At 61.7% G+C, this 14,843-nt stretch carries 11 protein-coding genes; 4 read left to right on the forward strand and 7 right to left on the reverse strand.

Annotated elements, in window-relative coordinates; translation table 11 throughout:
* The first annotated feature begins 139 nt into the window (after window positions 1–139).
* On the forward strand, window positions 140–1,504 hold the full coding sequence (locus AC1RMX_RS08380; RefSeq protein WP_096821979.1) for a formimidoylglutamate deiminase: 1,365 nt from the start codon (window positions 140–142) through the stop codon (window positions 1,502–1,504).
* Window positions 1,505–1,552: 48 nt separating this feature from the next.
* Here the strand turns inward: AC1RMX_RS08380 and AC1RMX_RS08385 are convergent, their stop codons facing one another.
* Together AC1RMX_RS08385 and AC1RMX_RS08390 are read right to left on the reverse strand one after the other, a co-directional pair.
* Window positions 1,553–2,122 carry a lipocalin family protein gene (locus AC1RMX_RS08385; RefSeq protein WP_096821978.1) on the reverse strand — a complete coding sequence of 190 codons (570 nt, stop codon included), beginning with the start codon at window positions 2,120–2,122 and terminating at the stop codon, window positions 1,553–1,555.
* Between the two features lie 31 nt (window positions 2,123–2,153).
* The gene (locus AC1RMX_RS08390) at window positions 2,154–2,408 is read right to left on the reverse strand and encodes a hypothetical protein (protein WP_007952486.1); all 255 of its coding nucleotides are present in this window, start codon (window positions 2,406–2,408) and stop codon (window positions 2,154–2,156) included.
* A 282-nt stretch (window positions 2,409–2,690) separates the two neighbouring features.
* Here AC1RMX_RS08390 and AC1RMX_RS08395 point away from each other — a divergent pair, with 282 nt between their 5' ends.
* The 3 genes from AC1RMX_RS08395 to AC1RMX_RS08405 all read left to right on the forward strand — a co-directional run bounded on the left by AC1RMX_RS08395 (window position 2,691) and on the right by AC1RMX_RS08405 (window position 5,316).
* Complete coding sequence (locus tag AC1RMX_RS08395; RefSeq protein ID WP_493071430.1) at window positions 2,691–4,583, forward strand: methyl-accepting chemotaxis protein; 1,893 nt, start codon at window positions 2,691–2,693, stop codon at window positions 4,581–4,583.
* A 131-nt stretch (window positions 4,584–4,714) separates the two neighbouring features.
* Window positions 4,715–4,987, forward strand: a complete 273-nt coding sequence (locus AC1RMX_RS08400; RefSeq protein ID WP_039764708.1) for a type II toxin-antitoxin system Phd/YefM family antitoxin — start codon at window positions 4,715–4,717, stop codon at window positions 4,985–4,987.
* Window positions 4,984–5,316: a type II toxin-antitoxin system RelE/ParE family toxin gene (locus AC1RMX_RS08405; protein WP_085698076.1), complete on the forward strand. Its 333-nt coding sequence runs from the start codon at window positions 4,984–4,986 to the stop codon at window positions 5,314–5,316. The genes AC1RMX_RS08400 and AC1RMX_RS08405 overlap by 4 nt, the downstream gene beginning before the upstream one ends.
* A 13-nt stretch (window positions 5,317–5,329) precedes the next feature.
* Here AC1RMX_RS08405 and AC1RMX_RS08410 read toward each other — a convergent pair whose 3' ends face one another.
* The 5 genes from AC1RMX_RS08410 to AC1RMX_RS08430 form a co-directional block, all read right to left on the reverse strand.
* Window positions 5,330–5,932 carry a DUF924 family protein gene (locus tag AC1RMX_RS08410; RefSeq protein WP_493071433.1) on the reverse strand — a complete coding sequence of 201 codons (603 nt, stop codon included), beginning with the start codon at window positions 5,930–5,932 and terminating at the stop codon, window positions 5,330–5,332.
* 3 nt (window positions 5,933–5,935) lie between these two features.
* Complete coding sequence (locus tag AC1RMX_RS08415; protein ID WP_096821975.1) at window positions 5,936–6,946, reverse strand: class 1 fructose-bisphosphatase; 1,011 nt, start codon at window positions 6,944–6,946, stop codon at window positions 5,936–5,938.
* Between the two features lie 195 nt (window positions 6,947–7,141).
* Window positions 7,142–8,506 carry a DUF3999 domain-containing protein gene (locus AC1RMX_RS08420; RefSeq protein ID WP_493071435.1) on the reverse strand — a complete coding sequence of 455 codons (1,365 nt, stop codon included), beginning with the start codon at window positions 8,504–8,506 and terminating at the stop codon, window positions 7,142–7,144.
* Entirely contained in the window at window positions 8,503–12,096 is a 3,594-nt protein-coding gene (locus tag AC1RMX_RS08425) for a DUF2339 domain-containing protein (RefSeq protein WP_493071437.1), read from the reverse strand. Before AC1RMX_RS08425 ends, AC1RMX_RS08420 begins: the two co-directional genes overlap by 4 nt.
* Before the next feature lie 103 nt (window positions 12,097–12,199).
* Complete coding sequence (locus AC1RMX_RS08430; protein ID WP_096821972.1) at window positions 12,200–14,650, reverse strand: glycogen/starch/alpha-glucan phosphorylase; 2,451 nt, start codon at window positions 14,648–14,650, stop codon at window positions 12,200–12,202.
* Between the last annotated feature and the right edge of the window lie 193 nt (window positions 14,651–14,843).

Here is a 14,843-nt window from a genome sequence, read left to right on the forward strand (position 1 = left end):
GGCCAACGGAGAGACTGGAGGCGGAGTCGGCACGGTGGATCCCTGTTCATTGGATAAGGTTGCTAGCTTGCCGGAGTTTACCGGGCAGGCAAACGTCTGTATATGTATATACAAATAACACACGATGGGGTGCTGAACCATGTCCGCCTTCTTTGCCGAACGCGCGCTGCTGCCTAACGGATGGGCCAACAATGTACGTCTCGAGGTCAGCGCCGAAGGCGTCTTGACCCGAATCCAGGCCGATTCCACCGCAGAAGGCGCCGAACGGCTGAGCGGTCCGCTGCTGCCGGGGATGCCGAATCTGCACTCCCACGCGTTCCAGCGAGCGATGGCCGGGCTGGCAGAAGTGGCCGGCAATCCCAATGACAGTTTCTGGACCTGGCGCGATCTGATGTATCGGCTCGTCGGAAAAATCAGCCCGGACCAGCTCGGCGTGATCGCCCGTCAGCTGTACATCGAAATGCTCAAGGCCGGTTACACCTCGGTCGCCGAATTCCATTACGTCCACCACGATCACAACGGTCAGCCTTATGCCGATCCGGCCGAGCTGGCGTTGCGTATCAGCCAGGCCGCGAGCTCCGCCGGCATCGGCCTGACGCTGTTGCCGGTGCTCTACAGCCACAGCGGTTTCGGTGGCCAGACACCGAACGAAGGCCAGCGCCGCTTCATCAACAGCACCGAAAACTACCTGAAACTGCAATCACGCCTGCAACCGCTGCTGGCTCAGGAAAAGGCTCAGTCGCTAGGATTGTGTTTCCACTCGTTGCGCGCAGTCACCCCACAGCAGATCAGCGAAGTGCTGGCGGCCAGCGACAAGCAATGCCCGGTGCACATCCACATCGCCGAACAGCAAAAGGAAGTCGACGACTGCCTGAGCTGGAGCGGTCGCCGTCCGCTGCAATGGCTGTACGAGAACACCGAAGTCGATCAGCGCTGGTGCCTGGTGCACGCGACCCACGCCAATCCGGAAGAAGTCACGCTGATGGCCAAGAGCCGCGCCATCGCCGGCCTGTGCCTGACCACCGAAGCCAACCTCGGCGACGGGATCTTCCCGGCGGTGGATTTCCTGGCTCAGGGCGGACGCATGGGTATCGGCTCCGACAGCCATGTGTCGTTGAGCGTGGTGGAGGAACTGCGCTGGTTGGAATACGGCCAACGTCTGCGCGATCAGCGTCGCAACCGCTTGTATGGCGCGGATCAGCCGATGGTCGGCCGCACGCTGTACGACGCGGCACTGGACGGTGGTGCTCAGGCTCTGGGCCAGCCGATCGGTGCGCTGGAAGTCGGCAAACGCGCCGACTGGATTGTGCTCGATGGCAGCGATCCGTATCTGGCGACGGCCAGCGGTGACGGGATCCTCAACCGCTGGCTGTTTGCCGGTGGCGACCGTCAGGTGCGTGACGTGCTGGTCAACGGTCAGTGGGTCGTTCGTGACGGGCGACATGCCGGGGAGGAGGACAGCAATCGCGCCTTCACCCAAGTCCTGCGAGACCTTTTGGGCTGACACAAAAAAACCTGTGGAGGGCAACCTCCACAGGTTTTTTGTTGCGCGTCAGTTGGACGTCTTGGCCATCTGCTGATCCGATGCGCGCCAGATCAATCGCGTGGTGTCGTAACCCTGCTGACGCGCCTTGCTCAGCAGTTCTTCGCGCACCACACCGTTGACGGTCGGCGTGCGGGACAACAGCCACAGGTAACGGCGGCTCGGGTCGCCAACAATGGCGGTCTTGTAGTCGTCACTGACGTACAGCACCCAGTATTGACCCTTCGCCGAGCCCGGAATCAAGCGCGAGAACCAGGTATCGAACTCGACCCACAATTTGTCGGTCTTGCCCGGCACCTGTGGATAAGCCTTGCCCTTGACCTCTTCCCACTGCCAGTCCTTGGTCAGGCAACGGTTGAACACGCCGAGGTTGCCGTCAGGCTGGAGGCTGTAGCGGGCTTCGGATTGAGCGCAATTGCGCTGGAAATACATCGGCAGCCGCGCCAACTCGTACCAGGTGCCCTGGTAACGCTTGAGATTGACGCTGTGGACTGTCTTGGGCGCCAGCGGATCTTCACCGGTCGTGGCGCAGCCGGCCAATACCAGGCCGGCAAAAAGGACAAGCAATAACCGCTTCATTGTTTTTCTCCCGTGGGCGCGTAGCCCCGGTTTACTTCAGGCCTTGGCCGGAAAACATCAACACTTTGTCACCGGCGTACTGCACGCTGATAAAGCTGTTCTTGTCGCCCCAGGTGCAACTGGACATGCCGAGCGCGCCCGAGCAATCGGTAGGCTTGCCGAGCAGCGTCTCCACTTCGGCCTTGGCCATGCCGGCCGAGAGCTTCGAGTAGTTTTCCTGATTGACCTTGCTGCATGCGGCCAACAGCACGCAAAACGACAGAAGGGCGATAGATCGCAGCGACATGGTGTAACTCCTGGAACGGAAGGGGGATGGCATGGCGCCAACCAGAAGCTTAGAAGAGAAAACCCCTGTCTGGTTCCCTGGAGCACTGGCTATTTGTTAGCCCGCTCGTCCGGCATTCATCGGTAAATCAGACACTTTGTAGGGCTATTGAGCATTTCGTCGCCTTTAGCAAAAGCTGCCTAATCTTTGGCGCGCAGCGGTCGAAATAAGAGCAGCGCAAAGCCCGAGAGTGTGGCAAATTGCCGCCCTTTCTTGACCAGCCCCTTCGCGGTAGCTCACTTAATGACCAGAAACATGAAATTCAGCCACAAGATCTTGTTGGCTGCCGCCCTCGTGGTGGCCGTTGCGTTCGCCTGTTTCATTTTGTTCAACGACTATCGACAACGCGAAGCCCTGCAAACCAGCACCGAAGCGTCAATGCAGGAACTGGGCAGCCTGACCACCAGCAACATCCAGACCTGGCTGGAAAGCCGCATTCAGTTGCTGCAATCGATGTCGCAGCAGGTTGTCGCCGACGGCAACGCCCCGGCGAGCCTGAAACGCATCATCGACCTGCCCGCCTACACCGGCAATTTCCAGCTCAGCTATTTCGGCGGTGCCGACGGTGTGATGTTCTCGGTTCCGGCCGGCAACCGCGCACCGGATTACGACCCGCGCGCCCGTGGCTGGTACAAGGCCGCGAACAGCGCCCAGCAAACCATCGTCACCGAACCGTACATCGCCGCCTCGTCGGGCAAACTGGTGATTACCGTTGCCACCCCGGTGCAGCGCCAGGGCCAGATGATCGGTGTGGCCGGTGCCGACATCGATCTGTCGAGTGTCAGCGCAATCATCAACTCGCTGAACTTCGGCGGCCATGGCCACGCGTTCATCGTCAGTGCCGACGGCAAGATCCTGATCCACCCGGACAGCAAACTGGTGCTCAAGACCTTGGCCGAGGCCTATCCCAACGGTGCACCGAAAGTCAGCCCGGGCCTGAAAGAAGTCGAGTTCGACGGCAAGACCCAACTGATCTCCTTCACCCGTGTCAACGGCGTACCGTCGGCCGACTGGTACGTGGGCCTGGTGCTGGACAAGGACACCGCGTTCTCGATGCTCAGCGAGTTCCGCACCTCGGCGCTGATCGCCATGATCATTGCCGTGGTGATCATCATCGCCCTGCTCGGCATGCTGATCCGCGTGCTGATGCAACCGCTGCTGACCATGGGCCGCGCCATGCATGACATCGCCGAAGGCGAAGGCGACCTGACCAAACGCCTGACCATCCACGGCCACGACGAATTCGGCGCGCTGGGCTTGTCGTTCAACCGCTTCGTCGAACGTATCCATACCTCGATCCGCGAAGTGTCCTCGGCCACTGGCCAGGTCAACGAAGTTGCCCTGCGCGTGGTCGCGGCGTCCAACTCGTCGATGTACAACTCGGACCAGCAAGCCTCGCGTACCAACAGCGTGGCCGCCGCGATCAATCAACTCGGCGCCGCCGCCCAGGAAATCGCCCAGAACGCCGCCCTCGCCTCGCAACACTCCAGCGACGCGCGCAGCCTGGCCGAAGACGGCCAGCAGGTTGTGGATAAAACCATCCACGCGATGCAGCAACTGTCGGCGAAGATCAGCGATTCCTGCGGCAACATCGAAACGCTGAACAGCAACACCGTGAACATCGGGCAGATTCTGGAAGTGATCACCAGCATCTCCCAACAGACCAACCTGCTGGCCCTCAACGCCGCCATCGAAGCGGCCCGTGCCGGCGAAGCCGGTCGCGGTTTCGCCGTGGTGGCCGACGAAGTCCGCAACCTGGCGCACCGCACCCAGGATTCGGCGCAGCAAGTGCAGAAAATGATCGAAGAGCTGCAGGTCGGCGCGCGTCAGGCGGTCGGCATCATGACCGAGAGCCAACGAGAGAGCGAAAGCAGCGTCGGCATCGCCAACCAGGCCGGCGAACGCCTGGGCAGCGTGACCCAGCGCATCGGCGAGATCGACGGCATGAACCAGTCGGTGGCGACGGCAACGGAAGAGCAGACGGCCGTGGTCGAATCGATCAACGTCGACATCAACGAGATCAACACGCTGAACCAGGAAGGTGTGGAGAACTTGCAGGCGACTTTGCGCGCTTGTGCGGATCTTGAGCAGCAGGCTGCGCGGTTGAAGCAGTTGGTAGGCAGCTTCAGGATATAAGGCGTCCGAAGCCGTCTTCGCGCTTGAACCCGCGAAGACGGAACAACATTCGACACGCTTGTCACCTCGGCCTGACTCAGGACTGAATTAAGACTAAACTCAGTCCTAGTCCACCGAGCGAGGCGCAGCCCGTGAAGCTTTCATCCCAGATCAAACCCATCAGTTACCTGAAAAGCCATACCGCCGAAATCGTCAAAACGATTAGCGAAAGCCGTGAGCCGCTGGTGATTACCCAGAACGGCGAAGCGAAGCTTGTAGTCATGGACGTCAAAAGTTTTGAAGAGCAGGAAGAAACAATGGCTCTGCTCAAACTGCTTGCCATGGGTAATCGAGAAATTGAGGAAGGCAAGTACAGGGACGTTGAAGACGTTTTCGCAGAGCTGGACAGGATCGACCCCCAATGAGTTTGAAGGTCGTTATTCTTCAGTCCGCCGAAACAGATCTCAAAGATCTTCGCACCTACCTCATCAAACAGTTCTCACCTCAAACTTGGCATAGCACTTATGCCAGCTTGAAGGTCGCTATTCGCAGTCTCGCATCCTTACCCTATTCAGGTTCCATTCCCGAAGAAATAGAAAGGCTGAACCTTGGTCAATATCGACAAGTCATCTCTGGCTTGAATCGCATTATTTATGAAGTTCGAGAGCAGACCATCTATATCCACATCATCGCCGATACGAGAAAAAACCTGCCTGCACTCTTGATGAAGCGTTTGCTTCAAGGCAATCCCTGAGTCTGATGCAGCTTCAGAAACTCGACCCCGGCTGCGAAAGAAACGCCAGCTCCTCAGCCGTAGACTCCCGCCCCAATACCGCATTGCGATGCGGAAACCGCCCAAACCGCGCAATCACCCGCTGATGCCGCTCGGCATAATCCAGGTTGTCGGCAAACACCCCGCGCTCCGCCTCCGGCTGTTCGGCCACCAGTTCGATGAATCGCGAGACCGCTTCATTCTGCACCGCGAGGTTTTCGCAGTGTTCGAAGACGAGGTAGATGAAGAGTCGCTGGATCGGCTTCAACTGCCGATCGAAATCCGCCGCGATGCCTTGGGCAACCAGCTTCTGTGCCCGTAGATCACCAGAGAAAGCTTTGGGAGTATCGCGAAAGATCATTCGCGGGAGTTGATCGAGCAGCAGCACCACCGCCAACCAACCTTCGGGACGTTGCGTCCACTCGGTCAATTCGCCAGCGAGGGCCTGATCGACAAAGACCCCGAAACGCTCACGCGCTTCGAGGTCCTGGCTGTCTTTCTTGCCGAACCACAACCCGCCCTGTTGCGCCGTCACTTCAGTGGCTGACTCGGAGTGACCGAACCACCAATCGAGCAACGGCTGCCAGGGCGCGGTCATGGTTTATTCCTTGTGGTAAGCCGTGGCGCGGGCAACTTCTTCTTTCGAGCCGAGGAACACCGCTACGCGCTGGTGCAGGCCTTCAGGCTGAATGTCGAGGATACGCTGGTGACCGTCGGTGGAAGCGCCGCCCGCCTGTTCCACCAGGAACGACATCGGGTTGGCTTCGTACATCAGGCGCAGTTTGCCCGGCTTGGACGGCTCGCGGCTGTCGCGCGGGTACATGAACAGACCGCCACGGGTCAGGATGCGGTGCACGTCGGCAACCATCGCCGCGACCCAACGCATGTTGTAGTTCTTTTTCAGCGGGCCTTCTTCACCAGCCAGCAGTTCCGAAACGTAGCGCTGTACCGGGGCTTCCCAGTGACGCTGGTTGGACATGTTGATGGCGAATTCCTGGGTGCTTTCAGGAATGGTGATGTCTTCGTGGGTCAGGACGAAGCTGCCCATTTCGCGGTCCAGGGTGAAGCCTTTGACGCCGTGGCCCAGGGTCAGCACCAGCATGGTTTGCGGGCCGTAGATGGCATAACCGGCGGCAACTTGCTGGGTGCCTGGCTGCAGGAAGGCCTTCTCATTCAGAGGCTCGTTCTGGCTCAGGTATTCGTTCGGGCAACGCAGTACCGAGAAGATGGTGCCGACCGGTGCGTTGATGTCGATGTTCGACGAACCGTCCAGCGGATCGAATACCAGCAGGTAGGCGCCTTTCGGGTATTTGCCCGGGATCTGGTAGGCGTTGTCCATTTCTTCGGACGCCATGCCGGCCAGGTGACCGCCCCATTCGTTGGCTTCGAGCAGAATTTCGTTCGACAGCACGTCGAGCTTCTTCTGCACTTCACCTTGCACGTTTTCAGTGCCCATGCTGCCCAGAACGCCGCCCAGGGCGCCTTTGGACACGGCGTGGCTGATCTCCTTGCAGGCACGCGCCACCACTTCGATCAGGAAGCGCAGATCGGCAGGAGTGTTGTTGCTGCGGGTCTGCTCAATCAAATAGCGACTCAGGGTAACGCGGGACATGGACGGCTCCGGTGGAATGGGGGGCTAAAAACCCGCGCAGTTTACAGGGAGTCTGAAACCGTAGCGAGCAATGACGCCCGGTAACGTGCGTCAGGTGCAATTCCTGCTATCAGACGTGATCGAACCGAGAGAGTTCATGCACCGGATTCAGCGTAGTTGGAAACCCGACGGGTGTAGAGGCCACACCCGTCATATTCAGGACTTGGCCGGCGGTTTGCGCAGCAGACTGAAGGCCATCGCCGCCAGAAACAGAACACTGAGCAGCAACACCGCCCACAGGCCGAATTTCTTCCAGTTGGTGTCGGTTGTGGCCGCCGAGGTGGCCGTCGAAGTCTGGGTCGCCACCGCCTCCCCCTGCACCGTCGCCTTGCCAAGCGTGGCCAGTTTCTCCGGTTTGAAGTCAGGGATCAGAGTCGAGAGCGGCAAGTTCGCCGTTCTCACCGTCGGATTGCCCAGCGCCAGGCTGTAGGGCCCGTCGCCGCGGGCGAGAAAGATCACCTGGGTGGCGCGCACCGCGTACTTGACGCTCGGCGCCTGCTCGCCGAGACCGCCGCCGCGTTCGTCGACCGTCAGTTTCAACTGCTGGACGGTCTGCCCGTAGAGCTGCAATTCGTTCTGCACCACGTCCTGGCCATTCTGGGTCAGGCGATAGAGCAAGCCGCTGCTCAACGGCTGCCACGGCAGACTGGTTTCGCGGCGTCCCGACAGCGTCACCGGCGCCAGGCTGTTGGGTTGCTTCAGCTCAACCTGGACCCGCTCGATATTCAGCCCCATCGGCAACTGCCAGGTGTACTCCCCGGCCTTGGTGCTGCTGCCGGCCAGCGCTGGCGACCAGACGAGCGGCAGCGGCAGGTTTTGCGGGTCGCTGCTTTTCAACTGCGCCGACGTCAGGGTCGGGGCCGCATTCGGCGAATCCCACAACAGGCGCAGATAACGCGCCGATTGTCCCGGCAACGCGACTTCATGCTGCTCGATGCGCTCATCGGAAAAGGTCAGGCGCGCGACCTGGCCTTCGCCCCAGGCTTGCCAGTGCTGCAAGTCGTCGCTGGCCTCGATGCTGAAACGCTGGAAGCCGTCGCGCTCGCTGGTCCAGTCGAGGATCAGTTGCTGCAACGGTGCCTTGATCGCACTGGCATCCAGCAGCCAGCCGCGCAGCACCTCTTCCCCCGCTTCCAGTTGGCTGGATGGCTGCACTTCCACCAGCGTGCCGGTAGTCGTGGACTGCACCCGCACGCTCGGCGCGCGCTCGGTGGCATCCGCCGAGTTGTACAGCGGGAACCACTTCACCGTGTTCAACTGGCCGTCGTCGCGGGTCTGCGCTGATTCCCGGGCCAGCGCATACGCCTGGGGCTCTCCGGCGGCGTTGAACACCCGCAGGTCGCTGAGATCGGTCTGACGCGCCTGCAACTGCACGCTCAGCGGCAGTTCGAGGCGATACCACGGGCCTGCGCCACTGACCGACAACGGCACCTGTGCGGCGAAGTCCGCCGGTTTTTCCTGGGCGCCGGCCGTCATGGCCACGCCCAGCAACAGCCACCCCAGATTAAGCTTGCGACTCAAGACGACACTCCTTCGGTTTCCGGGGCCGGTTTGTCCGCCTCCGGTGCAACTTCGACACGTTTGGGCGGCAGCGGCGCGAAGTAGCCCACCACCAGCAGCAACACGCCGACGCCGATAAACGAGACGATCCGGGCCAGCCCGCCACGGTTGCTCAGTTCGACAAAAATCAGTTTGGCCACCACCAGCGCAATCAGCGCCGCACCGATCAGCCACACTTCGCGGCGATGACGCAGATGCCCGCCGATCATCAGCCCGAGCGCCATCAGCGTCCAGACGATGGACAACCCGGCCTGCACCAGCATCGACTCAAGCAACAGGTCCAGCTCGAACGAAATCCCCGCCCAATGGTGCGCGGCGCGGGTCACCATCGCGGTGCAGAACGCGAACAGCGAAACACCGGCAATCAATTGCGAGGCGTGAGCGGCGTAATCCTTGCGGATCGACAGCTCGGTGACCGCGCTGCGTGACCAGACATAGACGCTGAACAACGCGATCAACAGGCCCAGCTCCAATGGGTTGATCAGCGGCACGTAAGGCAGCGGTTCGGCGTTGCCGTCACTCACTCCATTCGCCAGCCAGAACCAGACAAGCATCAACACCGCCAGCGGCGCCGCCGCGTACAAGCGGTACTCACGAGGGAACGCCGCCACCGGCCACGGCCAGTTGCGCGGCGCAGCCATCAGCAACAGATACACGCTCGGCAGAATCGCCCAGCCCAGCCAGCGCCAGGCGTTGTATTGCTCGGACAACAGCAGCAGGCCGTAGCGCAGCTCCAGCGCCAGCACGCCGATCAGCAGCCAGCAGCCGAGCACATGCGCCGTGCTCAAGGCCCGCGCCGGCAACATCGGCGCCAGACGCCGCAGGCTGAAGAAATGCACCGCAAACACTGCTGCCCACGCCAGCCAGCCGAAGTTGGCCGCCGGGTGATAACGCGAGTGCCACGCAGCGAGCAACACCAGCCCGGCTGCCGGTATCAGCAAGGTGCAGAGCAAACCAAGCGAAGGCCATTTCAGACGCAATGCCAACAGCGCCCACAATGCGATGCTCAACGCGGCGACCAGCAGCAACAGCGTTGCCTGCAGATTCAGCGGCGCAAAGCGCAGCACTTCGCTGACCCACGCCAGCGCCCACCAACCGGCGCCCCACACCAGCAACACTTCGGACAATCGCTGCAAACTCAGCACATCGAACGCCGAAGCGTGATTGCCCAGTTGCAGGCGCCACGCCCCGATCATCGCCGCCAGACCCAGCACCAGCGGCGTCCAGAACCCGCCATGAGCCAGCGGTCGCAGACCTTCGCTGGACAGCGGCCCGAGCAGCTCGGGACCGGCCAGCAAAAACGCCGCGCCGCCGATCAGTTGCAACAGCAGACCGAAGACAAAACTCACGCGCTGCTTGAGGTACAGACTGAGCCAGATGATCAGCAACCCACTGGCCGCCCACACGGCGCTCGCGGTTTGCCACGGCAGGACGAACAACACCGCCAGATTGATCAGCACCAACCCCGCCAACAGCACCACCGACAAACCGCGCAACAGACGAACATCGTTGCGCACCATCTCGTCGCGCGCCGCCAGCAGCATGCCGGCGATCAAGGCCAGACCGATCAGCGAGGCGCTGAGCAAACCGCTCCAGCCGGCGCTGAACACGGCCGCCGAATCCTCGCCCGCCCCTTGCAGGCACAACAGGAACAACGCACCACCCAGCAACTGCACGGCAAACGCGGTGAACAGGAACGTGCGCGATTGCAGGCGCAAGCCGACGAACAAGGTCACCAGACCGGCCAGCGCCCAACTGATCGCCGTGCCGTGGGTGAAGAAAAACAGCGGCGCCAGCAGATAGAGGAACGTCAGACCGAGACTCGCCAATACCGGCAAGCCCTGCCGTTCCAAAGCCGAGGTGTATTCCGCCGGGGCTTTGCGCAACTGATAGAAACTGAACAGCAGCGCGATGCCGAGCATCAGCGCGCCCAGCGGTGCACCGTCGAGCAGGCTGCTTTCGCCAACGCGCAACTGGCTGAGAAACGCCAGCGCCGAACCGAGTTGCAGCAGCAATGCGAAGGCCCGGGCAAACGGCCGGTGCTGACGCAGGCCGAGCCAGAAAATCCCCGCGCCCTCCACCGCCCAGGCTGCAGACGTCCAGCGCGCATCCAGCCCCAGTGGAATCGCCAGGCTGGCGAAAATCACCCCCAGCGCCAGGCAAGTCTCGCCCAGCAACAACGCCCGGCCGCCCATCAGCACCCGAGCGAGCGTCATGTAAATCACGCCCAGTGCCAACGCACTGAACGCGGCGGCGAACTCCAGATGCTGCACCAGCGCGAATTGCAGACCGAAACCTACCAGCGGCGGGCCGAACAGCATCGTGCCATCGACGTAGTCACCCTTGCGCGCCGACCAATTCAGCAGCGCCTCGCGATCGTTCTCCGCCGGGGCGTCCGGCATGTCCAGCAACTTGCGTCGGGCGAACAGCAGGCCGATGGCCAGGTACATCAGGAAGAACAGAATCAGGAACGGCTCGGTGCTCCACAGCAGTTCCGGCGCATACGAACGCACACCCCAGGCGAAACCGATGCCGAAGGTGCCGGCGAAACCGATCAGGTTGAGCAGGCGCCAGGCCTTGAACCAGGCGATGGCCAGGATGCCGGCGTTGAGCAGCGCGAAATAACTGAACAACGCGACATGATTACCGGCGCCGGTGGAGGTCAGGATCGGCGCGGCAAAACCGCCCAAGGCCGCAACGCAGGCCAGGGCGAGGGAATCCTGGGTGATGGCCAGAATGGCCGAGAACACCGTCACTGCTACCAGCAATCCCAGTGCAGCGGACGGATCGAGCAGCGGGTGCAGACGCATCGCCGCAAACACCGTCAGGTACAACACCGCAATCCCGGTGCCTTGCAGCATCAAGGCGTAGCTGCTGTTGCGATGGCGCAGCCACCAGCCCAGCGCCAGCAACCCCAGCGCCGCTGCTGCGACTCCGGCATAGCGCATTTCGATCGGCACCACCATGCCTTCGGTGGCGTAGCGCAGCAGGAAGGCCAGACCGAAAAACAACAGCACCACGCCGACCCGCAACACGGTGTTGCCACCGAACAGCCAGTTGCGCGCAGCGCTGATGCCGCGCTCGATAAGGTTCGGGCCACGGGGTTCAGCGGGTTGCTGCGGTTCGGGAAGGTCGGCAGTAACGGCGTCGAGACGCCAGACATCGGCCGGCAGCGGCTGACTGGTTTCGCTGGCGACGGCAGAGAGAGGTTCGAGTTCGGGCGGCAGCTCCCAGACCAGTTCGGGGGCCGGCGCTTCTTCGACGATATCGACGGGCTCGACCAAAGGCTCGGGGGCCGACTCTACGCCTGGCGCCGGCACCGCGTGAGAAGGCGAACCCTCCAGCAGATACAGACGCTGCGCGACGCCCTGCAAAGCCACCTTCGCCTGTTCAAGTTGCTGCTGTTGCTCCGCCACCTGCGAGCCGAGCCGCATGATGCGGATCGTCTGCCCGATTGCCAGGCCCAACAACGCGCCCAATAGCGCAGAACTGAACGATTCGTCGAGCAGCCAACCGAGCAGCAGCCCGATCAACATGAACATCCATTGCATGGTCGATATCCCTGAGCAGCCCCGAAGCGGGGCCGAACCAGGGCTCAGTATATCGGCCCGGCCCAACAAGCGTGGGGGCCGGGCGCACATTTGTCGCTAAAAGTTACTCCAGTGCCTTCCAGATATCCGTGGCGTACTCGCGAATCGTCCGGTCGGAGGAGAACCAGCCCATCCGCGACGTGTTCAACACCGCCGAGCGCCACCACTTGTTGGAATCGTGCCAGAGCGCATCGACGCGCATTTGCGCCTCCCAGTAAGAGTCGAAATCGGCGCAGACCAGGAAGCGGTCGTAATCCACCAGCGAATCGATCAGCCCGGTGTAGCGCGACGTGTCATCCGGCGAGAACACACCGCCGCGAATCGCCTGCAATACATCGTTCAAACGATGGGAGGCGGCGATATCCGGCACCGCGCTGAACTCGTGGTTCTGCTTGCGCGCTTCGACCTGCTGGGCACTCAGGCCGAAAATGAACATGTGTTCGGCACCGATGCGCTCGCACATTTCCACGTTGGCGCCGTCGAGGGTGCCGATGGTCAGCGCGCCGTTGAGGCCGAACTTCATGTTGCTGGTGCCCGAGGCTTCGAAACCGGCGGTGGAGATCTGCTCCGACAAGTCCGCAGCCGGAATGATGCTTTCCGCCAGGCTGACGTTGTAGTTGGGCAGGAACACCACTTTCAGCAGGCCCCGCACGGTCGGGTCGTTGTTCACCACGCGGGCGATGTCGTTGGTCAACTTGATGATCAGCTTGGCCTGGTGATAACTCGCCGCCGCTTTGCCGGCGAAGATTTTCACCCGCGGCACCCAGTCGATTTCCGGCTCGGCGCGGATCGCCTGATACAGCGCGACGGTGTGCATCAGGTTGAGCAACTGGCGTTTGTATTCGTGGATCCGCTTGACCTGCACGTCGAACATCGCCGCCGGGTTGACGGCGATCCCCAGCCGCTCGTGGATCAGATAAGCGAGGGCCTTTTTGCTGTGCAGCCGTTGCTCGGCGAAGGCTTTGCGGAAGGCGGGTTTCTCGGCGAAAGGCTCAAGATCGAGCAGACGCTGTTCGGGGTTATCCAGAACGTCCGGGCCGAGGGAATCGACCAGCATCGACGTCAGCTCCGGGTTGGCCTGGTACAGCCAGCGGCGGAAGGTGATGCCGTTGGTCTTGTTGTTGATTCGCTCCGGGTAGAGCTTGTGCAGTTCGGCGAACACGGTCTTGCGCATCAGTTGCGTGTGCAGCCCCGACACGCCGTTGACGCTGTGGGAGCCGAGGAACGCGAGGTTGCCCATGCGCACCCGGCGGCCATTGTCTTCTTCGATCAGCGACACCGCGCGCAGCACGTCGAAATCATGGATGCCCTTGGCCCGCAGTGAATCGATGTGCTGGGCGTTGATCAGGTAAATGATCTGCATGTGCCGGGGCAACATGCGCTCCATCAGCCCCACCGGCCAGGTTTCCAGCGCTTCGGGCAGCAGCGTGTGGTTGGTGTACGACAGCGTGTCGACGGTGACTTGCCACGCCGCATCCCAGGCCACGTCGTAGACGTCGACCAGTTGGCGCATCAGTTCGGCGACGGCGATCGAGGGGTGAGTGTCGTTGAGTTGGATCGCCGCGTGATCGCCCAGGGTCAGCACCGAGGTGTGCATGTTGCGATGACGGCGCAGCAGATCCTGAAGCGAGGCGGCGACGAAGAAGTATTCCTGACGCAGGCGCAATTCCTGCCCGGCCTCGGTGCTGTCCGCCGGATAAAGGACGCGGGAGATGCTTTCGGCCCGGGCCACTTCGGCGACGGCGCCCAGGTGATCACCCGCGTTGAAGCGCTCCAGGTGCAAATCTTCCATGGCCCGGGCCCGCCACAGGCGCAAGGTGTTGACGCTCGCCCCGCGCCAGCCGACCACCGGGGTGTCGTAGGCAATCGCCCGGACGGTTTCTGCCGGGTGCCAGACCTGTTTGCTCTTGCCGCTGACATCGGTGACGGTCTCGACGCTGCCGCCAAATCCGATGGAGTACACAACCTCCGGCCGCTCGAACTCCCACGGGTTGCCGAAATCCAGCCAGTGCTCGGTCTGTTCCTGCTGCCAGCCATCGACTATCGCCTGACGGAACAACCCGTGTTCGTATCGGATGCCGTAACCATGACCGGCGATGCCGAGGGTCGACATGCTTTCCATGAAGCACGCTGCCAGCCGTCCGAGGCCACCGTTGCCCAGTGCAGCGTCAGGTTCCAGCAGGCGGATGCGCTCCAGATCCACGCCCAGTTCGGTCAATGCTTCACGGGCGACGTCGAGCAGACCGAGATTGCTCAAACTGTCGTACAGCAAACGGCCGATGAGGAATTCCAGCGAGAGGTAATACACCCGCTTCTGACCTTTGCGGTAGATCTGCCGGGTGTGGTCCATCCAGTGCTCGACCATGTGATCGCGCGCCGCCAGGGCGATGGCTTCGAACCAGTCATGGTCAAAGGCGTGATCCGGGTCTTTGCCCACCGCGTAGGTGAGTTTGGTCAGGACGGCGTCGCGGAATGCGGCCACCTCTGCTTCGCGAACTAGTGGTTCTTGAGTCATCGATAGGACCTCGAGCGAGCGGGGAATTGTCAGAGCCTAGACGGTCTGACCGACGGTGTTGGCTCTGGTTCGGCAGTTTTTCCTGAGAGTGAACGTTCGTCCGGCAATACCCTGGCGAATGCCTGAATGAATGCAGGGGCCGTGCCGAATTGTCAGCCCTGGTGGTGGCAGGAAGAAAAAATCTGGCGAAAGG

It is taken from the genome of Pseudomonas sp. GW822-FHT03F04 (genome assembly GCF_058801405.1).

What these genes read in the sequence shown, in the direction of transcription:
- AC1RMX_RS08395 (WP_493071430.1), top strand. Translation starts at nt 2,691, where the DNA reads ATGACCAGAAACATGAAATTCAGCCACAAGATCTTGTTGGCTGCCGCC.
- AC1RMX_RS08425 (WP_493071437.1), bottom strand. Translation starts at nt 12,096, where the DNA reads ATGCAATGGATGTTCATGTTGATCGGGCTGCTGCTCGGTTGGCTGCTC.
- AC1RMX_RS08415 (WP_096821975.1), bottom strand. Translation starts at nt 6,946, where the DNA reads ATGTCCCGCGTTACCCTGAGTCGCTATTTGATTGAGCAGACCCGCAGC.
- AC1RMX_RS08430 (WP_096821972.1), bottom strand. Translation starts at nt 14,650, where the DNA reads ATGACTCAAGAACCACTAGTTCGCGAAGCAGAGGTGGCCGCATTCCGC.
- AC1RMX_RS08410 (WP_493071433.1), bottom strand. Translation starts at nt 5,932, where the DNA reads ATGACCGCGCCCTGGCAGCCGTTGCTCGATTGGTGGTTCGGTCACTCC.
- AC1RMX_RS08380 (WP_096821979.1), top strand. Translation starts at nt 140, where the DNA reads ATGTCCGCCTTCTTTGCCGAACGCGCGCTGCTGCCTAACGGATGGGCC.
- AC1RMX_RS08385 (WP_096821978.1), bottom strand. Translation starts at nt 2,122, where the DNA reads ATGAAGCGGTTATTGCTTGTCCTTTTTGCCGGCCTGGTATTGGCCGGC.
- AC1RMX_RS08390 (WP_007952486.1), bottom strand. Translation starts at nt 2,408, where the DNA reads ATGTCGCTGCGATCTATCGCCCTTCTGTCGTTTTGCGTGCTGTTGGCC.
- AC1RMX_RS08405 (WP_085698076.1), top strand. Translation starts at nt 4,984, where the DNA reads ATGAGTTTGAAGGTCGTTATTCTTCAGTCCGCCGAAACAGATCTCAAA.